The sequence below is a fragment of the Cellulomonas sp. P1_G12_2 genome, from assembly GCF_056405535.1.
In genome coordinates this window covers 441,791-462,247 of sequence record NZ_JBFUBX010000002.1, presented here as the reverse complement: position 1 = coordinate 462,247, position 20,457 = coordinate 441,791, and the positions used below count along the sequence as shown (strand labels likewise).

The following is a 20,457-nucleotide window of genomic DNA, read 5'->3' as shown; positions in this document are numbered from 1 at the left end:
TCGCCGCGGGACGCCGCACCGACCGCATGACGCACGTGCGGCACCTCCCGTCCCGCCCGGGTGTGCAGGCGGACTGGCCGTCCTGGGCCGACGCCGACCTGGTCCACGGCTACCGCTCGCTCGGGGTGGACCGGCCCTGGCTGCACCAGGCCGAGGCGGCCGACGCCGCATGGTCCGGCCGGCACACGGTCCTGGCCACGTCGACCGGCTCGGGCAAGTCCCTCGCGTTCTGGCTGCCCGCCCTGTCGACGGCCCGGTCCGCCGCCGCGGGCTCCCTGCTCGACCCGGGCCGCATCGAGTCGGTGACCCGCCGCGCGACCACGCTCTACCTCTGCCCGACCAAGGCCCTGGCCGCCGACCAGCTCGCCGCGCTCGACCGGCTGCTCGTCGCCGCGCGCACCCGCGACCTCCGGGTGGCCACCTGTGACGGCGACACCTCGCTGGAGGAGCGCCGCTGGGTGCAGGAGCACGCCGACGTCGTGCTCACCAACCCCGACTTCCTGCACTTCGCCCTGCTCCCCCAGCACCGCCGGTGGGCGCGCCTGCTCGGGTCGCTGCGGTACGTGGTGGTCGACGAGTGCCACGCGTTCCGTGGCGTCTTCGGCGCACACGTCGGGCTGGTCCTGCGACGGCTGCGCCGGCTCGCCGCCTCCTACGGCGCGACGCCGACCTTCCTGCTGGCGTCCGCGACCACCTCCGACCCGGCCGCGAGCGCCGCACGGCTCATCGGCGTGGACCCGTCCGAGGTCACCGCCGTGACCGACGACGCCTCCCCCGCCGGCCGCAAGACGTTCGTCCTGTGGCAGCCGCCGGAGCTGCCCGGCACGGAGGCCCCGTGGTCCGCGCTGCTGCCGGAGGACGACCCGTGGGCAACGCCGCTGGCGCTGCCCCGGCACGTGACCCGCGGGCCGGACGACCTGAGCGTCCCAGCGCCCGACGACGTCTGGGGGGACGGGTCGCCCGCGTCACCCGGGAGGACCACGGACAGCGCCATGGATCCCTTAGCCGTCCCATCTGGTCCGGGTGGTGCGGAGCCGGTCGTGCTGTCGGAGCTGCTCTCCGCCGTCCTCCCCGGCATCGGCAACCCCGCGCCGGGCGAGGGGTCCGGCCCCCTCGGCACCGGAGACCGGATCGTCGCGGAGCAGTCCGACCGTCCGCGGCGGACCGCGACCGCGGAGATCGCGGACCTGCTCGCCGACCTCACCGCCGCCGGGGCGCGCTCTCTGGCGTTCACCCGCTCGCGCCGGGGAGCCGAGTCGGTGGCGGCCACCACCCGCGCCCACCTGCTGGAGATCGACCCCACGCTGGCGGCGTCGGTGTCCGCGTACCGCGGCGGCTACCTGCCCGAGGAGCGGCGCGCGCTCGAGTCCGCCATCCGGTCGGGCGCGCTGCGCGCACTGGCGACGACGAACGCCCTCGAGCTCGGCGTCGACATCTCGGGGCTCGACGCCGTGCTCATCGCCGGCTGGCCGGGCACCCGGGTGTCGCTCTGGCAGCAGGCGGGACGCGCGGGGCGCGCCGGCACGGACGGGCTGGTGGTCCTGGTGGCCCGCGAGGACCCCCTGGACACGTTCCTGGTGCACCACGCCGAGGCGATCTTCGACACCCCGGTCGAGGCCACGGTCTTCGACACCACCAATCCCTACGTCCTGGCCCCGCACCTGTGCGCCGCCGCGGCCGAGCTGCCCCTGCGCACCGAGGAGCTGGACCTGTTCGGGCCGCGCACCGCCGACCTGCTGGGCGAGCTGGTCGAGCGCGGGACCCTGCGCCGCCGGCCGTCCGGGTGGTACTGGACGCACAACGAGCCGGCCAGCCGCCTCACCGACCTGCGCGGGTCCGGCGGTGACCCCGTCCGCGTGGTCGAGTCGGTCACCGGGCGGCTGCTGGGCACGGTCGACGCCGCCTCCGCGGACTCCACCGTGCACGACGGCGCGGTCTACGTGCACCAGGGCGCCACGTTCGTCGTCGACGAGCTCCAGCTCGAGGACGGCATCGCCCTGGTGACCCGTCGCGACGTGGACTACGGCACCTGGGCGCGCTGGGTCACGACGACCGAGATCCAGTCGGTCGACGCCGAGGTGCCCTGGGGTCCCGTGACCTGGGGGTTCGGGTCGGTCGACGTGACCACCCAGGTGCTCGGCTACCAGCGCAAGCGGATCCCCGACCTGCAGGTGCTCGGCACCGAAGAGCTGGACCTGCCCGCCCGCACGCTGCGCACCACCGCCGTCTGGTGGACGGCCCCCGCGGAGGTGCTCTTGGCGGCCGGCGTCACCGTGGAGGCCACGCCCGGCGCCCTGCACGCCGCCGAGCACGCGTCGATCGGCCTCCTGCCCCTGCTCGCGACGTGCGACCGGTGGGACCTCGGCGGCCTGTCGACCGCGCTGCACGTGGACACCGAGCACGCCACCGTGTTCGTGCACGACGCCTACCCCGGCGGTGCCGGCTTCGCGGAGCGCGGCTTCACGCTCGGCGCGACCTGGCTGCGGGCCACGCGCGACGCGATCGCCGCCTGCCGGTGCCTCACCGGCTGCCCCGCCTGCGTGCAGTCGCCGAAGTGCGGCAACGCCAACAACCCCCTGGACAAGGCCGCGGCGGTCCGGCTGCTCGACGTGGTCCTCTCCCACGCCCCGGCGGCCTGACGGCGAGTCGCACCGCCCAGGTCGCCACTCCCTCTGATGGCGGCCCTGGGTCGCCACTCCCCTCTGACGGCGGCCTTGGGTCGCCGCGCCGACCCGTTCCCGCCGAGACGGCCGTGATCCGTCACGACCGGGCGGACGCCGGACCAGCGCGAGCCCAGGCGGAGGCGGTCCCGGTCGCGGACCGCACGACGACACCCACGGTCAGCACGCCCTGCCCGTCGTCGGTGCATGCAGCGAGCGTCCCCCCGTTCCGGCGCACCGCCTGACCGGCCACCGCGCACGGGTCGACGGTCCCGCCTGCCAGCAGCTGCGTCGCACCCGCGAGCGCACCCAGGTCCGCGGCGGTCTGTGCACGCCCCCGGGCCAGCTGCGCGGCGGCCAGCAGTCCGAGCAGGGCCGCCACGACCAGCAGCACCGCGACGAGCGCCAGCAGCAGGACCGTCCCCGACCCGCGGTCACCGCCTCGGCGCGCACGGGGCACCGCCGACGCCAGCCACCTGCGTGGCAGCCTCACAGTTCGGTGCACACGAGCCAGGGCCGGCGCGAGGCACGTTCTCCGCTCCGGGTGAGTGCGTGGCCGCGTCACGGTTCGGCACGCGAGACCGCGGTCGCGTGCGCCCGCAGCGGTGTGCCCTGCCAGGACCCGACCGCGTCCGAGACCGTCACCGTCACCCAGCCCTCCGACCGGCTCACCGCCACCGCGGCACCGTCACCGGCGAGCCGCCGCGCGGTCGCCACAACGTTCCCATCGGGCTCCCCGAGCGCCGCCGAGCGGGCACCTGCGCGTGCCGCGTCGGTGCACCGGGTCTGCTCGACCGCCGCCGAGGCGACCGTGAGCAGTGCGACCAGCAGGACGACGACCGCGGGCAGCCCGACCGCGAGCTCGGCCGTGACGCTCCCCCGGTCGCGCTGGCCCGCGGACGTCACAGCGACAGCGCCTGCCGGATGATGCCCATCAGCAGGCCCTTCACCTCGTTCCCCTTGAGGATGACCACGAGCAGACCCGCGAAGCCGACGGCCGCGAGCGTCGCGATCGCGTACTCGGCGGTCGCCATCCCGGCCTCGGCCAGCTCCGCGCGAGCGTGCCGGCCGCGGGCGTGCCAGGCGACGACCGAGCGCGGGAGCACCGCCGGCCGGCGCACCGACGCGATCAGGTCCGCCGGCGGCGGAGCCCCGCACCCGTCGATCACCGGCGCGGGGACCGGCCCCACTGCTGCACCCCCGGGCGTCGGGTCGTCCTCGTCGTGCGGGTGCGGGGGCCTCGTGGCGGTGGTGGTGTCGTCGGTCATGACCTCTCCTCTCCGGGAGCGCCGCGAGCTGTGCGGCGCCACGCCAGCCTCGGCGCCGCCCGGCGGCTGCGGGGCGGCCGGTTGCTGATCCGTGGACGTCGACTCCGACCCGATGGGTTGTGGACGCGTCGACGAGGAGGTGCGCCGCGGCCGTCAGCCGAGCAGGTCCCCGGCCAGGCTCAGGAGCAGCGGCACCAGGCCGAGCAGGACGAACGCCGGCAGGAAGCAGAGCCCGAGCGGGAGGACGAGCTGCACGCCCAGCGAACCCGCGGCGGCCGCGGTGCGAGCGCGCCGGTCCCGCCGACGCTGGTCAGCCCGGCCGCGCAGCGCAGGACCGGGCGCGGACCCCGTGCTCCAGCTGGGCTCGAGCACACCGACGAGGTCGTCGACGGGCGAGCCCGACCACGCCGACTCCCACGACGCCCCGAGCAGGAGGGCAGTCGAACCGCGCGTCAGGGCGTCGCCCCGGTCCCCGCCGACGGCGGCGCCGACCGCGCCGAGGGCACGCGGCACGGAGGCCCCGGTGCCGATCGCGACGTCGACCAGGTCGAGCAGCAGCACCGCGTCCAGCGGGGCGGCGTGCTCCGCCGCCCGGGGCGCGCGTCGGGGAGTCCTCGACGCCAGCCGGGTCCGGCTCCACCGCCACGGGCTCGTCGCGGCACCGACCGCCACCGCGACGACCACGCCGAGCACCAGCGGCGTCACCGGCAGGCCACCCGCGCGCGGCCCCTGGCAGGCTGTGCCTCTCCCGCTCGGCCGGCTCGGGACAGCAGCGCGGACGTCCACCAGCGCCCCACGAGCAGGAGCACCACGCCGAGCAGCGCCGAGGTGGTGCCGAGCCCGCCCGAGAGCATCACGCCCACCGGGTCGCCTCCCAGCAGCGCGCCGAGCACCACGCCGAGCAGCGGGAGCCACGCGAGGACCTGCGCGGTCGACCGCGGTCCGGCAAGAGCCGCCCGCCGCGCCCCCTCGGCCTCCTCGTCCGCAGCGACGGCGGACGCGATGCGGTCGAGCACTCCGGCCAGCGGCGCCCCCAGCTCGTCGGACAGGCGCGCCGCCGCGACCACGGCGTGCACCCGCTGGACGTCCCCGTCGGGTGCACGGCCACGGAACGACCACCGGCGCGGTCGGGAGGCGACCGTCAGGAGCGCTCCGACGGTCGGCACCGGACCGTCCGCGACCGTGCCGAGCGCGCGCGACCAGGCCTGCGCCGGGGCCGCTCCCGCGCGCAGCTGCGCCGAGACGCCCAGGAGCAGCTCCGACAGGGTGCCGCCCGACCGAGGCGCACCCACCCACGCGCCCCGGGTGCCGGGCTGACCCCGCGCGCGAGTCCGACGACCGCCCTGACCCGCCACCACAGCAACGGCCAGCGCGACGAGCACACCCACCGCCACGGTCATCGGCCCGCCCCGGCACGGGTGCGCCGGACCGCCACCCGGACGGGCGCGTTCATCGGCCTCCTCCGGTCACCGCAGGCCCCACGGGCAACCCGAGGCGGGCGGCCAGCACCGGCCACGCCGGTCCCGCCGTCGTCACACCCGTCGGTTCGACCCGCAGCGCGCACGCCACCTCGAGGTCACCGGAGCCCGCCCGGCGGACGACCCCGACCTCCGCCACGTACCGGCGGTCGGCCCTGCGCAGGTGCAGGACCGCGTCGAACGCGCTCGAGGCCTGCGCGGCGACGGCCTCACGACTCATCCCCGCCAACGCCGCCAGCGCCTCGAGCCGGGCGGGCACGTCGGCGGCCGCGTTCGCGTGCACGGTCGCGCACCCGCCGTCGTGCCCGGTGTTCAGGGCGGCGAGGACCTCGCGCACCTCGGCGCCGCGGCACTCGCCGAGGACGATCCGGTCGGGGCGCATCCGCAGGGCGTGCCGCACCAGGGCCGCCAGGTCCACCCGCCCCGCACCGTCGACGTTCGCATGCCGCGCCAGCAGCCGGACGACGTGCGGGTGCGCCGGTGCGAGCTCACCCGCCTCCTCGACCACCACGAGCCGTTCGTCGGGCGGGACCAGCGACAGCAGCGCCGCCAGCAGAGTGGTCTTGCCCGACCCCGTGGCGCCCGAGATCAGCAGGTTGGCCCGCGTGGACACCAGCGCCCGGACCACGGGCACGAGGGCGGGCGCGAGGGTGCCGGACGCCACCAGCTGCTCGATGGTGAACGCGCGCGACCGCACCACCCGCAGGCTGATCAGGGCACAGCTCTCCGCGAGCGGCGGGAGCACGGCGTGCAATCGGGTCCCGTCCGGCAGCCGGGCGTCGACCGCGGGCGAGGCGTCGTCCAGGCGTTGGCCCCCCGCTGCCGCCAGCCGGACCGCGAGCGCGCGGACGTCGTCGACTCCGCCCAGGTCCACGTCTGCCCGGGTCAGCCGTCCGGCCCGCTCCACCCACACGTCGCGCGGCCCGTTGACCAGGACGTCGGTGACCTCGGGGTCGTCGAGGAACGCCTGCAGCCGACCCGCACCGAAGAGCTCGTCGCGCACCGTCCTGGTCACCGCGCTGAGCGCGCTGGACCCGAGCACTGCGCCGACGTCTCGAGCCGCCGCCTCGACGACGACCCCGAGCCCCTCCCCGGACCCTGACGCGCCCAGCCTCGTCCGGACGGCGTCGAGGAAGTCCGGGCCGACGCCCCGCACGAGCGCCGTCACCGCACGCCCCGCTCAAGGGTCGCGACGATCCGGGCGGCCGCACGGCTGGTCCGGCCGCCGGTGGGCACTCCACCTCGTTCCAGGGCGGCGAGCACCCGCCGGTCCGTGGGCAGCCTGGCCAGGACGGGCAGGTCGACCGCCTCGGCCAGCTCGGCGGAGCCGAGTCCACCCGGGGCCGGACCGCGCACGACCAGCGACGCCGCCACCCCGTCACCGAGGTGCGGGCGCATCGCGAGGATCCCGGCGACCGTGCGCAGGTCCCGCGGTGCCACGACGAGAACCGCGTCGCACGCCTCCACGAGCGACTCACCCGCGACGACCGCGGCGCGGTCCAGGTCCAGCACGAGCGCGCCGGCTGCCAGGGTCAGGGCGTGCAGGACGTCGGCGACGACGGCGGGCTCGGGCGGCCCGGGGCGGGAACGGTCGGCGCTGAGCACCGCGCACGATCCCCACCGGGGCAGCAGCGCCAGCACGTCCACCCCCGAGACCTCCCCGCGCGCGTCTGCGAGGTCCGGCCACCGCACCCCGTCGGCACCCTCGAGCCCCAGCAGGACGTCGATGCCGCCCGAGGCGCGGTCGAGGTCCACCAGGGCGGTCGCGGTCCGGCGCGCGAGCTGGCGGGCGAGCGCGGCCGCGAGCGTCGAGGCACCGCCGCCTCCCCGCCCCGCCACCACGCCGAGCACGAGCGCGCGGCGAGGGGCGGTGGCAACCGACGGCCAGGTCGATGAGGCGGAGGGAGCGCCCGTGAGGGGGGTCATCGGGTCACCTTCCGTCGGGGTCCGACCTGGCCGCCGGCGCACGACGAATATGGCTGCGACCGACGGGCCGGCCGGCTGCGCGGAGTGGATCTGGGGAAACCGACCGAGGATTGCTGGGCTGGGGGCGGCTCGCCATCGTGTGGGCGTCGGCCACTAGGCTCGCCGCGAGCCGCACGGCACCCCGACGACGACCGCCCGGAGCAGCATGGACGTGGATCCGCCGCACGAGGATCGGTCGCGCGAGGCCGCGTTCTTCGACCTCGACAAGACGATCATCGCGACCTCGTCGGCCACGGCCTTCTCCCGCCCGTTCCTCGCCGAGGGCCTGCTCACGCGCCGTTCCGTCGTGCGGACCGCCTACGCGCAGCTGCTCTACCTGCTCGGCGGTGCCGACGAGGACCAGACCGAGCGCCTGCGCGCACAGCTGTCACGGATGGTCGCCGGCTGGGACGTGTCGCAGGTGTCGGCGATCGTCGCCGAGACGCTGCACGAGTCGATCGACCCGACGGTGTACGCGGAGGCGGTCGCACTCATCGAGGAGCACCACGCGGCCGGCCGGGACGTGGTGGTGGTGTCGGCATCGGGTGCCGAGGTGGTCGAGCCGATCGCCGCGATCCTCGGCGCGGACCACGTCATCGCCACCCGGATGAACGTGCTCGACGGCCGGTACACCGGCGAGATCGACTTCTACGCCTACGGGGAGAACAAGGCGTCGGCCATCCGCGAGCTCGCCCAGGAGGAGGGATACGACCTCGACGCCAGCTACGCCTACTCGGACTCGATCACGGACGCCCCCATGCTCGGCACCGTCGGTCACGCGTTCGCCGTGAACCCCGACCGTGCGCTGCGCAGGCTCGCCATCGAGCGCGGCTGGGGAACGCTCGCGTTCGTCCGGCCCGTCCCCCTGTTCCCGCGTCGCGCCCGCATCGTCACGGCGGGAGCCGTCACCCTCGTCGTGATCGCCGCCGTCGTGGTGGCCGTCGCGATCCGTCGGAGCCGTCGACGCCGCTGAGTCCGCATCGCGGACGAGCGTCCCAGCATCCGTCGGGCGCGACCGGGTGGCCTGCACCGTCGTCGCCACGGCTGTCGCGGATCCGTGAAGTGAGGTACCAAAGGAACACAACTGCATGACCGCGAGGGCACCCACGCGCAGGAGAGCCCACCTATGGGCAGGTCGACCGGGCTGGTCCCGTCGCGACCGACACCGGTGCACGCTTGATCACCCTCCGGTCCGCTGTTGGCGACGGCGCCCCACGGGGCGCCGTCGTTCGTCTGCGGTGGGTCAGTCCAGCGACCCCGCCAGTACCGCGTCCGCGATCGCCCGCGCCTCGGCCGCGCCGCGCACGACAGCGTCGCCGGACGCGCGAACCCACGCCGCCACCCCCTCCGGCGACCCCGTCGCGAACCCTGCAACGGCGCCCAGGTACGGGTTCAGCGCGTCCGCCCAGACGACCTCGGCGACCACCGAGCCGGTGGGGTCGAGGCCCCGGGTGGTGAGCAACAGGCGTGCGACGGCCCGCGCGACCAGCCCGTTGCCCCCGAGGAACGGCCGCAGCGCGAGCAGCTCGCCGTGCACGACGGCGCCGACCGCCAGCGCCGGGACGGTCGTGGTGCGCACCGTGCGGTCGAGCAGGTCGATGCGTGCGGCCAGCTCGTCGCCGACGGGCGCCGGCCCCAGGCCGGTGAGGTCCTGTGGCGCCTGGTCGACCCGCAGCCTGCCGACGTCGGGCTCGTCCAGCCACCCCCCGGCGGCCGCGGAGTGCACGCGGGCGAGCAGCTGGCGCAGCGGCGGGAGCACGGCCGACCCGCTCACCCCGAGCGCCGGCATCCACTGCTCCACCAGCACCGTGGCACTCAACGCACCGACGACGACCGGGTCGGAGCCGCCACCGGTCGCGAGCTCGCGCACGAACGACAGCGGAACGCGCGCCCCCTCGATCGCGCACGACGCGCGGGTGGCCCGCAGGCCGGCCTCGGCGCGCACCTCGCGCCACCGCCGCCGGTAGGCCTCGTGCCAACGCAGCTCCTCGCACGCGATCCGCGAGCGCTCGACCGCCTCGGCCACCCCGGCGAGCTCGAGTAGCGGGGCGAGGGGGTCGGTCACGCCGTCACCCTATAGATGAGTCCACAATGTTCGAATGGTCTCCCCGAGCGTCTCCTCGTCCATCACCGCGCGCCTCGAGGTGCAGGCCCGGCCGACCGCCGTCAGCGAGCTCACCACGGCCATCGAGAAGGCCGGGGGCATCGTCACCGCGCTGGACGTCACGGCCTCCGGGCACGAGCAGATGACGGTGGACGTCACGTGCGCCACGCGGGGCGAGCAGCACGCCGCGTCCATCGTCGACGCGCTCAAGGAGCTGCACGGCGTCGTCGTCGAGCGCGTCAGCGACCGCACGTTCCTCATGCACATCGGCGGCAAGCTCTCGATCGAGTCCAAGGTGCCGCTGCGCAACCGCGACGACCTGTCGATGGCGTACACGCCGGGCGTCGCGCGCGTCTGCGAGGCGATCGCGGCCCACCCGGAGGACGCCCGCCGCCTGACCATCAAGCGCAACACGATCGCGGTCGTCACGGACGGCACCGCGGTGCTGGGGCTCGGCAACATCGGACCGCTCGCCAGCCTGCCGGTGATGGAGGGCAAGGCGGTCCTGTTCAAGCGGTTCGCGGGCATCGACGCGTTCCCCATCGCGCTGGACATCACCGACGTGGATCAGATCGTGGAGACCATCTGCGCGATCGCGCCCGTGTTCGCGGGCATCAACCTCGAGGACATCTCCGCGCCGCGCTGCTTCGAGATCGAGCGCCGGCTGCGCGAGCGCCTGGACATCCCGGTGTTCCACGACGACCAGCACGGCACCGCCATCGTCGTCGTCGCGGCCCTGACCAACGCGCTCAAGGTGGTGAACAAGGACCTGGCCACCGTGCGGATCGTGCTCTCGGGCGCGGGCGCCGCCGGCACGGCCGTGCTCAGGCTGCTGCTCGCGGCCGGCGCCAAGGACGTCGTCGTCGCGGACATCGAGGGTGTCGTCCGCGCCGACCGGCCGGGGCTCGACCCCTCCCTGTTCTGGACCGCGTCCATGACCAACCCGCGCGGCATCTCGGGCAGCATCCCGGACGCGCTGAAGGACGCCGACGTGTTCATCGGCGTCTCCGCCCCGGACGTCATCACGGGACACGACGTCTCGACGATGGCGCCGGACTCGATCGTGTTCGCGCTGGCGAACCCCCGCCCGGAGGTGGACCCGGACGACGCGGCGCAGTACGCGGCCGTCGTCGGCACCGGTCGGTCCGACTTCGCCAACCAGATCAACAACGTGCTCGCGTTCCCGGGCGTCTTCCGCGGGCTGCTCGACGCGCAGTCGCACCGGATCACGGACAGCATGCTGCTGGCCGCGGCCTACGCGCTGGCGTCGGTGGTCACGGACGACGAGCTCAACCCGACGTACATCGTGCCCAGCGTGTTCAACCCGGAGGTCACGACCGTGGTCGCCGCCGCGGTGACGAAGGCCGCCCACGAGACGATCGAGGTCTAGACCCTTCGCGCCAGGGACTCGGCCGCGCGCTGCGTGGCACGGACCAGCCCGTCGGGGACGTCGCCGTCCGCGAACGTGACGGCCAGCCCGGCGATGGGGTGCCCGGTGCGGTCCCGCACGGCCGCGGCGACGGACGCGAACCCGCTGGTCACGTCCCCGTGCTCGGACGCCCAGCCGATTCGTCGCACCTCGGTGAGGACCGCCCGCAGCTCGGACAGGCGCTGCGGGCCGACACCGGTGCGGTCGACGAACGCGCCGCGATCGGGGAACAGCGCGCGCACCTGGGCGGTCGGCAGGTCGGCGAGGATCGCGCGTCCGCTGGCCGTCAGGTGGGCCGGGAGCCGCACCCCGACGTCCGTGACCAGGGCCGGCCGGCCGGCCGCGCGCTCCTCGACCACGTACAGGACGTCGCGCCCGTGCAGGACCGCGAGGTGCGCGCTCTCGCCCACCTGGTCGACCAGCCGCGCGAGCACCGGCCGCGCCGCGCGTGCCAGCGGCGCCTGCCGTGAGTAGGCCGAGCCCAGCTCGAACGCACCGAGGCCCAGGCCGTACCGGCGCTCCTCGGGCAGGTGGACGACGAAGCCGTGCTCGGTGAGGACCGCGAGCAGGTGGTACGTGGTGGACCGCGGGAGGTCGAGGGCGGTCGCCAGTGCGGCCGCGGGCAGCGGGCCCGTTCGGGACAGGTGGCGGAGCAGGCGCAGCGTGGCGTCCGCCGCGGGCACGGTGCTCACCGGGTCCTCCCGACGTTGTCTGAGATCCCAGACACTATCCGTGCGCGACACCTACGCCCCACGCGGAGCACGCGGTGTCATGAACCATGAGCACCGTCGTCGTCGGCACCGGACCCGTCTCGATCGCCGACGTCGTCGCGGTCGCCCGGAACGGAGCGGGCGTGCGGCTCTCCGACGAGGCGCTGACCGCGATCGCGCGTGGCCGGGCGGTGGTCGACGAGCTCGCCGCCGACACCCGGCCGCACTACGGCATCTCCACCGGCTTCGGCGCCCTGGCCACCCTGTCGATCCCGGCCGACAAGCGCCTGGACCTGCAGCGCAGCCTGGTCCGCTCGCACGCCGCCAGCACGGGTCCCGAGGTCGAACGGGAGGTGGTCCGCGCGCTCATGCTGCTGAGGCTGTCGACCCTGGCCACCGGGCACACCGGCGTCCGCCCGGAGACCGCGAGCGCGTACGCCGCGATGCTCGACGCCGGGATCACGCCCGTCGTCCGCGAGTACGGCTCGCTCGGCTGCTCCGGCGACCTCGCACCGCTGGCCCACTGCGCGCTGGCACTGATGGGCGAGGGCGACGTGCGCGACGCCACCGGGGCGCTCCTGGAGAACCGCCCTCCGGGTCACACGCTCACCGAGAAGGAGGGTCTGGCCCTCATCAACGGCACCGACGGCATGCTCGGCATGCTCGCCCTCGCCCTGCACGACCTGGACGTCCTGCTGGACACCGCCGACATCGCCGCCGCGATGAGCGTCGAGTCCCTGCTCGGCACCGACGCCGTCTTCGCGGCCGACCTCCAGGGTCTTCGCCCGCACCCCGGACAGGCCACCTCCGCCGCGAACATCCGCGCGGTCCTCCACGGCTCCGGGATCATGGCCAGCCACAAGACCCCCGAGTGCACCCGTGTGCAGGACGCCTACTCGCTGCGGTGCGCGCCGCAGGTGCACGGGGCCGCCCGCGACACCGTCGAGCACGCGCGCACCGTGGCCGAGCGCGAGCTGGCCGCGGCGATCGACAACCCCGTGATCACCGACGACGGCCGCGTCGAGTCCAACGGAAACTTCCACGGCGCCCCGGTCGGGTACGTGCTCGACTTCCTCGCGATCGCCGTGGCCGACGTCGCGAGCATGTCCGAGCGCCGCACCGACCGGTTCCTCGACGTCTCGCGCAACCACGGCCTGCCGGCGTTCCTCGCGCACGACCCCGGCGTCGACTCCGGCCTGATGATCGCGCAGTACACGGCCGCCGGGCTGGTCAGCGAGCTCAAACGCCTCGCGGTGCCGGCCAGCGTCGACTCGATCCCGTCGTCGGCCATGCAGGAGGACCACGTGTCGATGGGCTGGCACGCGGCCCGCAAGCTGCGCCGGTCGATCGACGCCCTGACCCGGGTGCTCGGCATCGAGCTGCTCACCGCCGCGCGAGCGCAGGACCTTCGAGCACCCCTGGAGCCGTCGCCGATCACACGTGCGGTGAAGGACCTCCTGCGGGCGCGCGGCATCCCCGGCCCCGGCCCGGACAGCTACCTCTCCCCCGACCTCGAGACCGCCGCAGACGCCGTCCGTGACGGCTCCGTCGCCGCACAGCTAGGAGCCCGCTCATGACCGGCCCCCGCCCCGTCCGCGCCCCGCGCGGCACCACGCTCACCGCCCGCAGCTGGCAGACCGAGGCGCCGCTGCGCATGCTCATGAACAACCTTGACCCGGAGGTGGCCGAGCGCCCGGACGACCTGGTGGTCTACGGCGGCACAGGCAAGGCCGCCCGGTCGTGGGACGCGTACGACGCCATCGTGCGGACCCTGACCACGCTCGGCGACGACGAGACCCTGCTGGTCCAGTCCGGCAAGCCGGTCGGCGTGCTCACCACGCACGAGTGGGCGCCGCGCGTGCTGATCGCCAACTCGAACCTCGTCGGCGACTGGGCGACCTGGCCGGAGTTCCGGCGGCTGGAGCAGCTCGGGCTGACCATGTACGGGCAGATGACCGCGGGGTCGTGGATCTACATCGGCACGCAGGGGATCCTCCAGGGCACGTACGAGACGCTGGCCGCGGTGGCCGCGAAGCGGTTCGGCGGGACGCTGGCGGGCACGCTGACCGTGACCGGCGGCTGCGGAGGTATGGGTGGCGCGCAACCCCTCGCGGTCACGCTCAACGGGGGCGCGTGCCTGATCGTCGACGTCGACGGCGACCGGTTGCAGCGGCGGGTCCGCGAGCGTTACCTCGACCGGGTGGCGACGAGCCTCGACGAGGCGATCGCGCTGGTCAGCGACGCGAGGGCGACCAGAACAGCGCTCTCCATCGGCGTCGTCGGCAACTGCGCGACCGTGCTGCCCGAGCTGCTGCGCCGCGGGGTCGAGGTCGACGTCGTCACCGACCAGACGTCCGCGCACGACCCGCTGAGCTACCTCCCCGTCGGGGTCGAGGTGGCCGACTGGGCGTCCTACGCCGCCGCCAAGCCGGAGGAGTTCACCGAGCGGGCGCGCGAGTCGATGGCCCGGCACGTCGAGGCGATGGTCGGGTTCCTCGACGCCGGTGCCGAGGTGTTCGACTACGGCAACTCGATCCGCGACGAGGCCCGGCAAGGTGGGTACGAGCGCGCGTTCGACTTCCCCGGGTTCGTCCCCGCGTACATCCGGCCGCTGTTCGCCGAGGGCAAGGGGCCGTTCCGCTGGGCCGCGCTGTCGGGAAACCCGCACGACATCGCGGTGACCGACCAGGCGGTGCTCGACCTGTTCCCCGACGACGACCACCTGCACCGCTGGATCCGGGCCGCGCAGGACCGCGTGGCGTTCCAGGGGCTCCCGGCGCGCATCTGCTGGCTCGGGCACGGGGAGCGCGACCGGGCGGGGCTGCGGTTCAACGAGCTCGTGGCCTCCGGGGACGTCACGGCGCCTCTCGTCATCGGCCGCGACCACCTCGACGCCGGCTCGGTCGCCTCCCCGTACCGCGAGACCGAGGGGATGGCCGACGGCTCCGACGCGATCGCCGACTGGCCTCTGCTGAACGCGCTGGTCGCGGCCTCGTCGGGCGCCACCTGGGTGTCGATCCACCACGGCGGCGGCGTCGGCATGGGCCGCTCGATCCACGCCGGGCAGGTGTCCGTGGCCGACGGGACCGACCTGGCCGCGCGCAAGCTGGCCCGGGTGCTCTCCAACGACCCGGCCATGGGCGTGCTGCGGCACGTCGACGCCGGCTACCCGCGGGCCGACGAGGTGGCGACGGCGAACGGGCTGCGCGTCCCGATGCGGGAGGACTCGTGACGTTCGCCGGCACGTGGGCCGACCTGGCGCCGGTCGGACGTGCCGTCGACGGTGGTTACCGCCGGTTCGCGTGGACGCGCGAGGACCACACCCTGCGCGAGTGGTTCGCGGGCGAGGCGCAGGCCCGGGGCCTCGACCTGGTCACCGACCGGGCGGGCAACCAGTGGGCGTGGTGGGGCGACCCTGACGCGACCCCCGGGATCGTCACCGGCAGCCACCTCGACTCCGTCCCGGGCGGCGGCGCGTTCGACGGGCCGCTCGGGGTGGTCAGCGGGTTCGCGGCGCTCGACCTCCTGCGGGAGCGCGGCGTGACGCCGGTACGGCCGCTGGGGATCGTGAACTTCGTCGACGAGGAGGGTGCCCGCTTCGGCGTCGCGTGCGCCGGGTCGCGGCTGATCACCGGTGTGCTCGACGCGGACCGGGCACGAGGGCTACGCGATGCCGACGGGGTGAGCATGGCCGAGGCCCTGCGCACAGCCGGCCGCGACCCCGCGGAGCTCGGCCCTGACCCGCACGCCCTGCGCCGGATCGCGTCCTTCGTCGAGCTGCACGTCGAGCAGGGCCGCGCGCTCGTGCACACCGGCGACGCGGTGGGCGTCGGCCGGATGATCTGGCCGCACGGCCGCTGGCGCGTGGAGCTGCGCGGCGAGGCCAACCACGCCGGGACCACCCCGCTCGCCGACCGGCGCGACCCGATGCTCGACCTCGCGGCGCTGATCGCGCAGGTCAGGCGGGGTGCTGAGGATGCCGGCGCGCTGGCCACCGTCGGGAAGCTGCGGGTGGACCCGAACGGCGTGAACGCGATCCCGTCGCAGGTCACTGCGTGGCTCGACGTCCGCGCGTCGGAGGAGTCCGCGGTCCGCGCGGTCCTCGCGTCCCTGGCCGCGTACGCCCCGCAGGAGGAGTCCTGGACTCCCGTCACCGTGCTCGACGCCGACCTCGCGGACGTCGTCGCGGGAGCACTGGACGACCCCCCACGCCTGGGCACGGGCGCGGGTCACGACGCGGGGATCCTCGCGGCCGCGGGCATCCCCACGGCGATGCTCTTCGTCCGCAACCCGTCGGGCATCTCGCACGCGCCCGCGGAGGACGCCGACGAGGCGGACTGCGTCGCGGGCATCGACGCGCTCGCGGCGGTGCTGGGACGGTTGCTCACGTGACCACGTACTGGGCCGCGCACGCGTGGCTCCCCGACGGCCTGCAGGGCGACGTCCGCGTCACGGTGTCCGACGGCCGGATCACCGCCGTCGACCGGGGGCCGGCGCGCCCGGACGACCACCGGCTGCCCGGCGTCGTCCTGCCCGGCTTCGCCAACACGCACTCCCACGCGTTCCACCGCGCGCTGCGGGGCCGCACGCACGACGACGGCGGCACGTTCTGGACGTGGCGGGACCGCATGTACGCGCTCGCCGCGGCCCTGACCCCCGACACGTACCTGGACCTCGCCCGCGCCACCTATGCCGAGATGGTCCTCGCCGGTGTCACCGCGGTCGGCGAGTTCCACTACCTGCACCACGGCCCCGGCGGCACCCCGTACGACGACCCCAACGTCATGGCCGAGGCCCTGCGCACCGCCGCGCGCGAGGCCGGCCTGCGGATCACGCTCCTGGACACCGCGTACCTGACCGGCGGGATCGACGCGCCGCTGGAGGGCGTCCAGCGACGGTTCGGCGACCACGACGCCGACGCCTGGGCCACCCGGGTCGCGGCACTGCGCCCGGACGACACCCTCACGGTCGGCGCGGCGATCCACTCCGTGCGCGCGGTCCCCCTGGACGACCTCCCCCGGATCGCCGCGCACGCCACCGGCCGCCCGCTGCACGTGCACCTGTCCGAGCAGCGGCTCGAGAACGAGCAGGCGCTGGCCACGTTCGGCGCCACCCCGACCCGGGTGCTCGAGGACGCGGGCGCCCTCGGCCCGAGCACCACCGCGGTCCACGCCGTCCACGTGACGCCGGAGGACGTCGCGATCCTCGGCTCGACGCGGACCGGGATCTGCCTGTGCCCGTCCACCGAGCAGGACCTCGGCGACGGCATCGCGCCCGGCGCCCTCCTGCAGTCGGCGGGCGCACGCCTGAGCGTCGGCAGCGACCAGCACGTCCGCACCGACCTGCTGGCGGAGGCGCGGTCCGTCGAGATGCACGAGCGCCTGGCCAAGGAGTCCCGCGGGGTCCTCACCCCCGCCGAGCTGGTCGCCCTCCTGACGACCGGCGGTCACATGAGCCTCGGCGACCCCACGGGCGGACGCCTGGCCGTCGGCGCCCCGGCCGACCTGGTCGCCGTCCGCACCGACACACCGCGGACAGCCGGAGCCGACCCCGCCCAGCTGGTCCTGGTCGCGGGCAGCGCCGACGTCGACACCGTCGTGGTCGGCGGCGTCGTGCGGGTCGAGGGCGGTAGGCACGTGCTCGGAGACGTCGGGGCCATGCTGGGCACGGCGGTCCGCGCCGCGTGGGAGGAGACCCGATGACGTCGCACCTGGTCACCGGCATCGGTGAGCTGACGACGCACGACGACCGCTTCGGCAGGCCCCTGCTCGACGCCGCGCTGGTGTCCGAGGACGGCCGGGTCGCCTGGGTCGGTCCCGCCGCGGACGCCCCCGACGCCGACCGTCGCACCGACCTCGCCGGCGCCGCGGTGGTCCCGGGCTTCGTCGACTCCCACACGCACCTGGTGTTCGGCGGCGACCGGTCGGCCGAGTTCGAGGCCCGCATGGCCGGCACGGTCTACACCGGCGGCGGCATCACGACGACGGTCGCCGCCACCCGGGCGACGTCCGAGGACCGGCTCCGCGCGCGGCTGCGCAGCCTCGTCGACGAGGCCCGCGGCCAGGGCACCACCACCCTGGAGATCAAGAGCGGCTACGGCCTCGACGTCGAGACGGAGGTGCGCCTGCTCCGCCTGGCCGGCGAGGTCACGCCGGAGACGACCTTCCTGGGCGCCCACGTCGTGCCGCCGGGCGTCGACCGGGCCGACTACCTCGCCCTCGTGACGGGGCCGATGCTCGAGGCCTGCGCGCCGCACGCCCGGTGGGCGGACGTGTTCTGCGAGCCGGCCAGCCCACTCGCGTTCGACGGGGACGAGGCCCGCGAGGTGCTGGTCGCCGCACGGGCTGCGGGTCTCGGCCTGCGGGTGCACGCCAACCAGCTCGCGCCAGGCCCGGGCGTCCAGCTCGCCCTCGAGCTCGGTGCCGCGAGCGTCGACCACTGCACGTACCTGTCCAACGCGGACGTCGCGGCCCTCGCCGACTCGCGCACGGTCGCCACCCTGCTGCCCGGTGTGGAGTTCTCCACCCGCTCGCCGTACCCGGACGCGCGGCGCATGCTCGACGCGGGCGTCGAGGTCGCGCTGGCCAGCGACTGCAACCCGGGCACGTGCTACTCGACGTCGATGCCGCTGATGATCGCGCTCGCCGTCCGCGAGATGCGGATGACGGTCGCCGAGGCGGTCCGGGCTGCGACCCTCGGGGGCGCGCACGCCCTGCTCCGCGACGACGTCGGCCACCTGCGGGTCGGCGCCCGCGCGGACCTCGCCGTGCTCGACGCCCCGAGCTACCGGCACCTGGCCTACCGGCCCGGGGTGCCGATCGCCCGGGCGCTGACCGTCTAGGCCCAGGTGGCCCGGCGGTACTGCGGCTGCCAGGCCTCGACGTCCGCCGCACCCAGCTCGTGCGCGGCACGCAGCGGCCAGAACGGGTCGCGCAGGCCTTCGCGGCCCAGCAGGACCGCGTCCGCGGACCCGTCGGCCAGCACGGCCTCCGCCTGCGCCGGATCGGTCAGCAGGCCGACAGCGGCGACAGGCAGACCCGACGTCTCGCGCACCTCGCGCGCCGCGGGCACCTGGTACCCGGGGCCGACGGGGATCGACGCGGGCGCGTTGCCGCCGGTGGACACGTCGACCAGGTCCACCCCGTGTCCGCCGAGCTCCTTGGCCACCTGCGCCACCTCGTCGACGGTGAGCCCGCCCTCGACCCAGTCGGTCGCGGACAGCCGCACGAACAGGGGCTTGTCGTCGGGCCACGCGGCGCGCACGGCGTCGGCGGTCTCCACGAGCAGCCGGGCGCGGTTCTCCAGCGTGCCGCCGTACTCGTCGTCGCGGTCGTTGGACAGCGGCGAGAGGAACTGGTGCAGGAGGTAGCCGTGGGCCGCGTGCAGCTCGACGACGTCGAAGCCGGCGTCGTCGGCCCGGCGCGCGGCGTCGGCGAACGCCGCGGGGATGCGGGCGATCTCGTCGAGGGTCAGCGCGAGCGGCGTCGCGAGGCCCGGGAAGGCGACACCCGACGGGCCGACGGTGGTCCAGCCGCCCTGCTCGGCCGGCACCGAGCCGCGACCGGCGGCGAACGGGGAGAACGTCGACGCCTTGCGGCCCGCGTGCGCCAGCTGCACGCCGATCAGCGTCCCCCGCTCGTGCACGAAGTCGGTGATCCGGCGCCACTCGGCGACGTGCAGGTCGTGCCACAGCCCGGTGTCCTCCGGGGAGATCCGACCCTCGGGCACCACCGCGGTCGCCTCGGCGATCAGCAGCCCGAACCCGCCCGAGGCCCGCGAGCCCAGGTGGACCAGGTGCCAGTCGTTGGGGCTTCCGTCGACGGCCGAGTACTGGCACATCGGCGCCAGCCAGGCACGGTTGGCGAACGTGGTCCCCCGGAGGGTGAGCGGCGAGAAGAGAAGGGTCACGTGCGGTCGCAACCGACGACGGCCGCCCTCGATTCCCCCGGGCCCTAGGACCCCCATCACGTCGACGCCGTCGCGCGACCATGGACGGGTGCTGAGCATCCCCGACGCGGTCGACGCCCAGGCGGTCGCCGCCCACCACAAGGTCGATCTGATGGCGACGCCGGGGGTGTACCTCGTGCGCACCATGCTGGCCGGCGCCTACATCGGCATCGGCGTCCTCATCATGGCCACCGCGGGCGGTCCGCTGTTCGTGGCGCAGTCCCCGTTCACCCCGCTCGTGCAGGGCCTGGTGTTCGGCGTCGCCCTCACCGTCGTGGTGGTCGCCGGGGGCGAGCTGGCGACCTCGGCCATGATGATCCTCACGCAGGGGGCGATCCGGGGCGCGATCAGCTGGGGACGGGCCGCCGTGATCCTGCTGGCGTGCATGGGCGGCAACCTGCTGGGCGCCATGGCCTTCGCGTTCCTCGTGCACGTCTCCGGCGTCCTGGCACCCGGCACGGCCGGCGGCGCGGTCCTGGCGAGCATGGTCGAGCACAAGGCCCACGAGACGTCGGTGCAGCTGCTGGTCCGCGGGATCCTCTGCAACGTGATGGTCTGCCTGGCCATCTGGTGCGCGGCGCGCTTGCGCAGCGAGGGCGCGCGGATCGCGGTGATCTTCGCGTGCGTCATGGTGTTCATCACGTCCGGCTTCGAGCACGTGGTCGCCAACATGACCACGTTCTCGCTCGGCCTGTACGGCAGCCTGCCGGGTGCGACCGTCGCCGAGATGGCCCGGAACATCGCCCTCGTGGGCCTCGGCAACCTGATCGGCGGCGGGATCCTGGTCGGGGCCGCGTACGCCTACGGCAGCCGTCCGCGACCGTCCCTCGAGCAGCCCGGATCGTCCGACTCGGGCGCGCTGCACGGCGACCGGGAGCCGCTGGCAATACGGTGAC

The 20,457-nt window shown here is 75.2% G+C and carries 19 protein-coding genes; 9 read left to right on the top strand and 10 right to left on the bottom strand.

Features of this window, described 5'->3' with window-relative positions:
- Nucleotides 1-26 precede the first annotated feature (26 nt).
- Nucleotides 27-2,639, top strand: a complete 2,613-nt coding sequence (locus AC1DXT_RS10140; protein WP_477061629.1) for a DEAD/DEAH box helicase — start codon at nt 27-29, stop codon at nt 2,637-2,639.
- 121 nt (nt 2,640-2,760) lie between these two features.
- Here AC1DXT_RS10140 and AC1DXT_RS10135 read toward each other — a convergent pair whose 3' ends face one another.
- The 7 genes from AC1DXT_RS10135 to ssd form a co-directional block, all read right to left on the bottom strand.
- Nucleotides 2,761-3,120: an Rv3654c family TadE-like protein gene (locus AC1DXT_RS10135; RefSeq protein WP_477061230.1), complete on the bottom strand. Its 360-nt coding sequence runs from the start codon at nt 3,118-3,120 to the stop codon at nt 2,761-2,763.
- Nucleotides 3,121-3,221: 101 nt separating this feature from the next.
- On the bottom strand, nt 3,222-3,566 hold the full coding sequence (locus AC1DXT_RS10130) for a TadE family type IV pilus minor pilin (protein WP_477061229.1): 345 nt from the start codon (nt 3,564-3,566) through the stop codon (nt 3,222-3,224).
- Nucleotides 3,563-3,928: a DUF4244 domain-containing protein gene (locus AC1DXT_RS10125; RefSeq protein ID WP_477061228.1), complete on the bottom strand. Its 366-nt coding sequence runs from the start codon at nt 3,926-3,928 to the stop codon at nt 3,563-3,565. Before AC1DXT_RS10125 ends, AC1DXT_RS10130 begins: the two co-directional genes overlap by 4 nt.
- Nucleotides 3,929-4,081: 153 nt before the next feature.
- A complete protein-coding gene (locus tag AC1DXT_RS10120) occupies nt 4,082-4,633 on the bottom strand; it encodes a type II secretion system F family protein (protein WP_477061227.1) in 552 nt (183 codons plus the stop codon).
- Nucleotides 4,630-5,328 (bottom strand): type II secretion system F family protein, encoded by a 699-nt coding sequence (locus tag AC1DXT_RS10115; protein ID WP_477061226.1) that lies wholly within the window; start codon nt 5,326-5,328, stop codon nt 4,630-4,632. Before AC1DXT_RS10115 ends, AC1DXT_RS10120 begins: the two co-directional genes overlap by 4 nt.
- A gap of 49 nt (nt 5,329-5,377) precedes the next feature.
- Nucleotides 5,378-6,574: a TadA family conjugal transfer-associated ATPase gene (locus tag AC1DXT_RS10110; protein WP_477061225.1), complete on the bottom strand. Its 1,197-nt coding sequence runs from the start codon at nt 6,572-6,574 to the stop codon at nt 5,378-5,380.
- Nucleotides 6,571-7,332 carry a septum site-determining protein Ssd gene (ssd, locus tag AC1DXT_RS10105; protein WP_477061224.1) on the bottom strand — a complete coding sequence of 254 codons (762 nt, stop codon included), beginning with the start codon at nt 7,330-7,332 and terminating at the stop codon, nt 6,571-6,573. The genes AC1DXT_RS10110 and ssd overlap by 4 nt, the downstream gene beginning before the upstream one ends.
- Nucleotides 7,333-7,537: 205 nt before the next feature.
- Between ssd and AC1DXT_RS10100 the strand changes: the two genes are divergently transcribed.
- Complete coding sequence (locus AC1DXT_RS10100) at nt 7,538-8,344, top strand: HAD family hydrolase (RefSeq protein WP_477061223.1); 807 nt, start codon at nt 7,538-7,540, stop codon at nt 8,342-8,344.
- A 270-nt stretch (nt 8,345-8,614) separates the two neighbouring features.
- Here AC1DXT_RS10100 and AC1DXT_RS10095 read toward each other — a convergent pair whose 3' ends face one another.
- On the bottom strand, nt 8,615-9,436 hold the full coding sequence (locus tag AC1DXT_RS10095) for a Fic family protein (protein WP_477061222.1): 822 nt from the start codon (nt 9,434-9,436) through the stop codon (nt 8,615-8,617).
- A gap of 34 nt (nt 9,437-9,470) precedes the next feature.
- On the opposite strand from AC1DXT_RS10095, the gene AC1DXT_RS10090 reads away from it, so the two are divergent.
- Complete coding sequence (locus tag AC1DXT_RS10090; RefSeq protein ID WP_477061221.1) at nt 9,471-10,865, top strand: NAD-dependent malic enzyme; 1,395 nt, start codon at nt 9,471-9,473, stop codon at nt 10,863-10,865.
- Here the strand turns inward: AC1DXT_RS10090 and AC1DXT_RS10085 are convergent.
- On the bottom strand, nt 10,862-11,596 hold the full coding sequence (locus AC1DXT_RS10085) for an IclR family transcriptional regulator (protein ID WP_477061220.1): 735 nt from the start codon (nt 11,594-11,596) through the stop codon (nt 10,862-10,864). The two genes, AC1DXT_RS10090 and AC1DXT_RS10085, sit on opposite strands and share 4 nt — an antisense overlap.
- A gap of 86 nt (nt 11,597-11,682) precedes the next feature.
- On the opposite strand from AC1DXT_RS10085, the gene hutH reads away from it, so the two are divergent.
- Genes hutH through hutI form a run of 5 tightly spaced genes read left to right on the top strand, consistent with a single transcriptional unit; the run spans nt 11,683 to nt 18,455 of the window.
- The gene (gene hutH, locus AC1DXT_RS10080; RefSeq protein WP_477061219.1) at nt 11,683-13,191 is read left to right on the top strand and encodes a histidine ammonia-lyase; all 1,509 of its coding nucleotides are present in this window, start codon (nt 11,683-11,685) and stop codon (nt 13,189-13,191) included.
- The gene (hutU, locus tag AC1DXT_RS10075; RefSeq protein WP_477061218.1) at nt 13,188-14,846 is read left to right on the top strand and encodes a urocanate hydratase; all 1,659 of its coding nucleotides are present in this window, start codon (nt 13,188-13,190) and stop codon (nt 14,844-14,846) included. The genes hutH and hutU overlap by 4 nt, the downstream gene beginning before the upstream one ends.
- Entirely contained in the window at nt 14,843-16,006 is a 1,164-nt protein-coding gene (locus AC1DXT_RS10070; RefSeq protein WP_477061217.1) for an allantoate amidohydrolase, read from the top strand. Before hutU ends, AC1DXT_RS10070 begins: the two co-directional genes overlap by 4 nt.
- Complete coding sequence (locus tag AC1DXT_RS10065) at nt 16,003-17,316, top strand: formimidoylglutamate deiminase (RefSeq protein ID WP_477061216.1); 1,314 nt, start codon at nt 16,003-16,005, stop codon at nt 17,314-17,316. Before AC1DXT_RS10070 ends, AC1DXT_RS10065 begins: the two co-directional genes overlap by 4 nt.
- Complete coding sequence (gene hutI, locus AC1DXT_RS10060) at nt 17,313-18,455, top strand: imidazolonepropionase (protein ID WP_477061215.1); 1,143 nt, start codon at nt 17,313-17,315, stop codon at nt 18,453-18,455. Before AC1DXT_RS10065 ends, hutI begins: the two co-directional genes overlap by 4 nt.
- Here the strand turns inward: hutI and AC1DXT_RS10055 are convergent.
- Nucleotides 18,452-19,522: an NADH:flavin oxidoreductase/NADH oxidase gene (locus AC1DXT_RS10055; protein ID WP_477061214.1), complete on the bottom strand. Its 1,071-nt coding sequence runs from the start codon at nt 19,520-19,522 to the stop codon at nt 18,452-18,454. The genes hutI and AC1DXT_RS10055 overlap by 4 nt on opposite strands.
- An 88-nt stretch (nt 19,523-19,610) precedes the next feature.
- On the opposite strand from AC1DXT_RS10055, the gene AC1DXT_RS10050 reads away from it, so the two are divergent.
- Complete coding sequence (locus AC1DXT_RS10050; RefSeq protein ID WP_477061213.1) at nt 19,611-20,456, top strand: formate/nitrite transporter family protein; 846 nt, start codon at nt 19,611-19,613, stop codon at nt 20,454-20,456.
- Nucleotide 20,457 lies beyond the last annotated feature (1 nt).

Bases quoted from the DNA above. Each gene is read 5' to 3' on its own strand.
- hutH (WP_477061219.1), top strand. From the start codon at position 11,683: ATGAGCACCGTCGTCGTCGGCACCGGACCCGTCTCGATCGCCGACGTC.
- AC1DXT_RS10090 (WP_477061221.1), top strand. From the start codon at position 9,471: ATGGTCTCCCCGAGCGTCTCCTCGTCCATCACCGCGCGCCTCGAGGTG.
- ssd (WP_477061224.1), bottom strand. From the start codon at position 7,332: ATGACCCCCCTCACGGGCGCTCCCTCCGCCTCATCGACCTGGCCGTCG.
- AC1DXT_RS10115 (WP_477061226.1), bottom strand. From the start codon at position 5,328: ATGACCGTGGCGGTGGGTGTGCTCGTCGCGCTGGCCGTTGCTGTGGTG.
- hutU (WP_477061218.1), top strand. From the start codon at position 13,188: ATGACCGGCCCCCGCCCCGTCCGCGCCCCGCGCGGCACCACGCTCACC.
- hutI (WP_477061215.1), top strand. From the start codon at position 17,313: ATGACGTCGCACCTGGTCACCGGCATCGGTGAGCTGACGACGCACGAC.
- AC1DXT_RS10140 (WP_477061629.1), top strand. From the start codon at position 27: ATGACGCACGTGCGGCACCTCCCGTCCCGCCCGGGTGTGCAGGCGGAC.
- AC1DXT_RS10100 (WP_477061223.1), top strand. From the start codon at position 7,538: ATGGACGTGGATCCGCCGCACGAGGATCGGTCGCGCGAGGCCGCGTTC.
- AC1DXT_RS10125 (WP_477061228.1), bottom strand. From the start codon at position 3,928: ATGACCGACGACACCACCACCGCCACGAGGCCCCCGCACCCGCACGAC.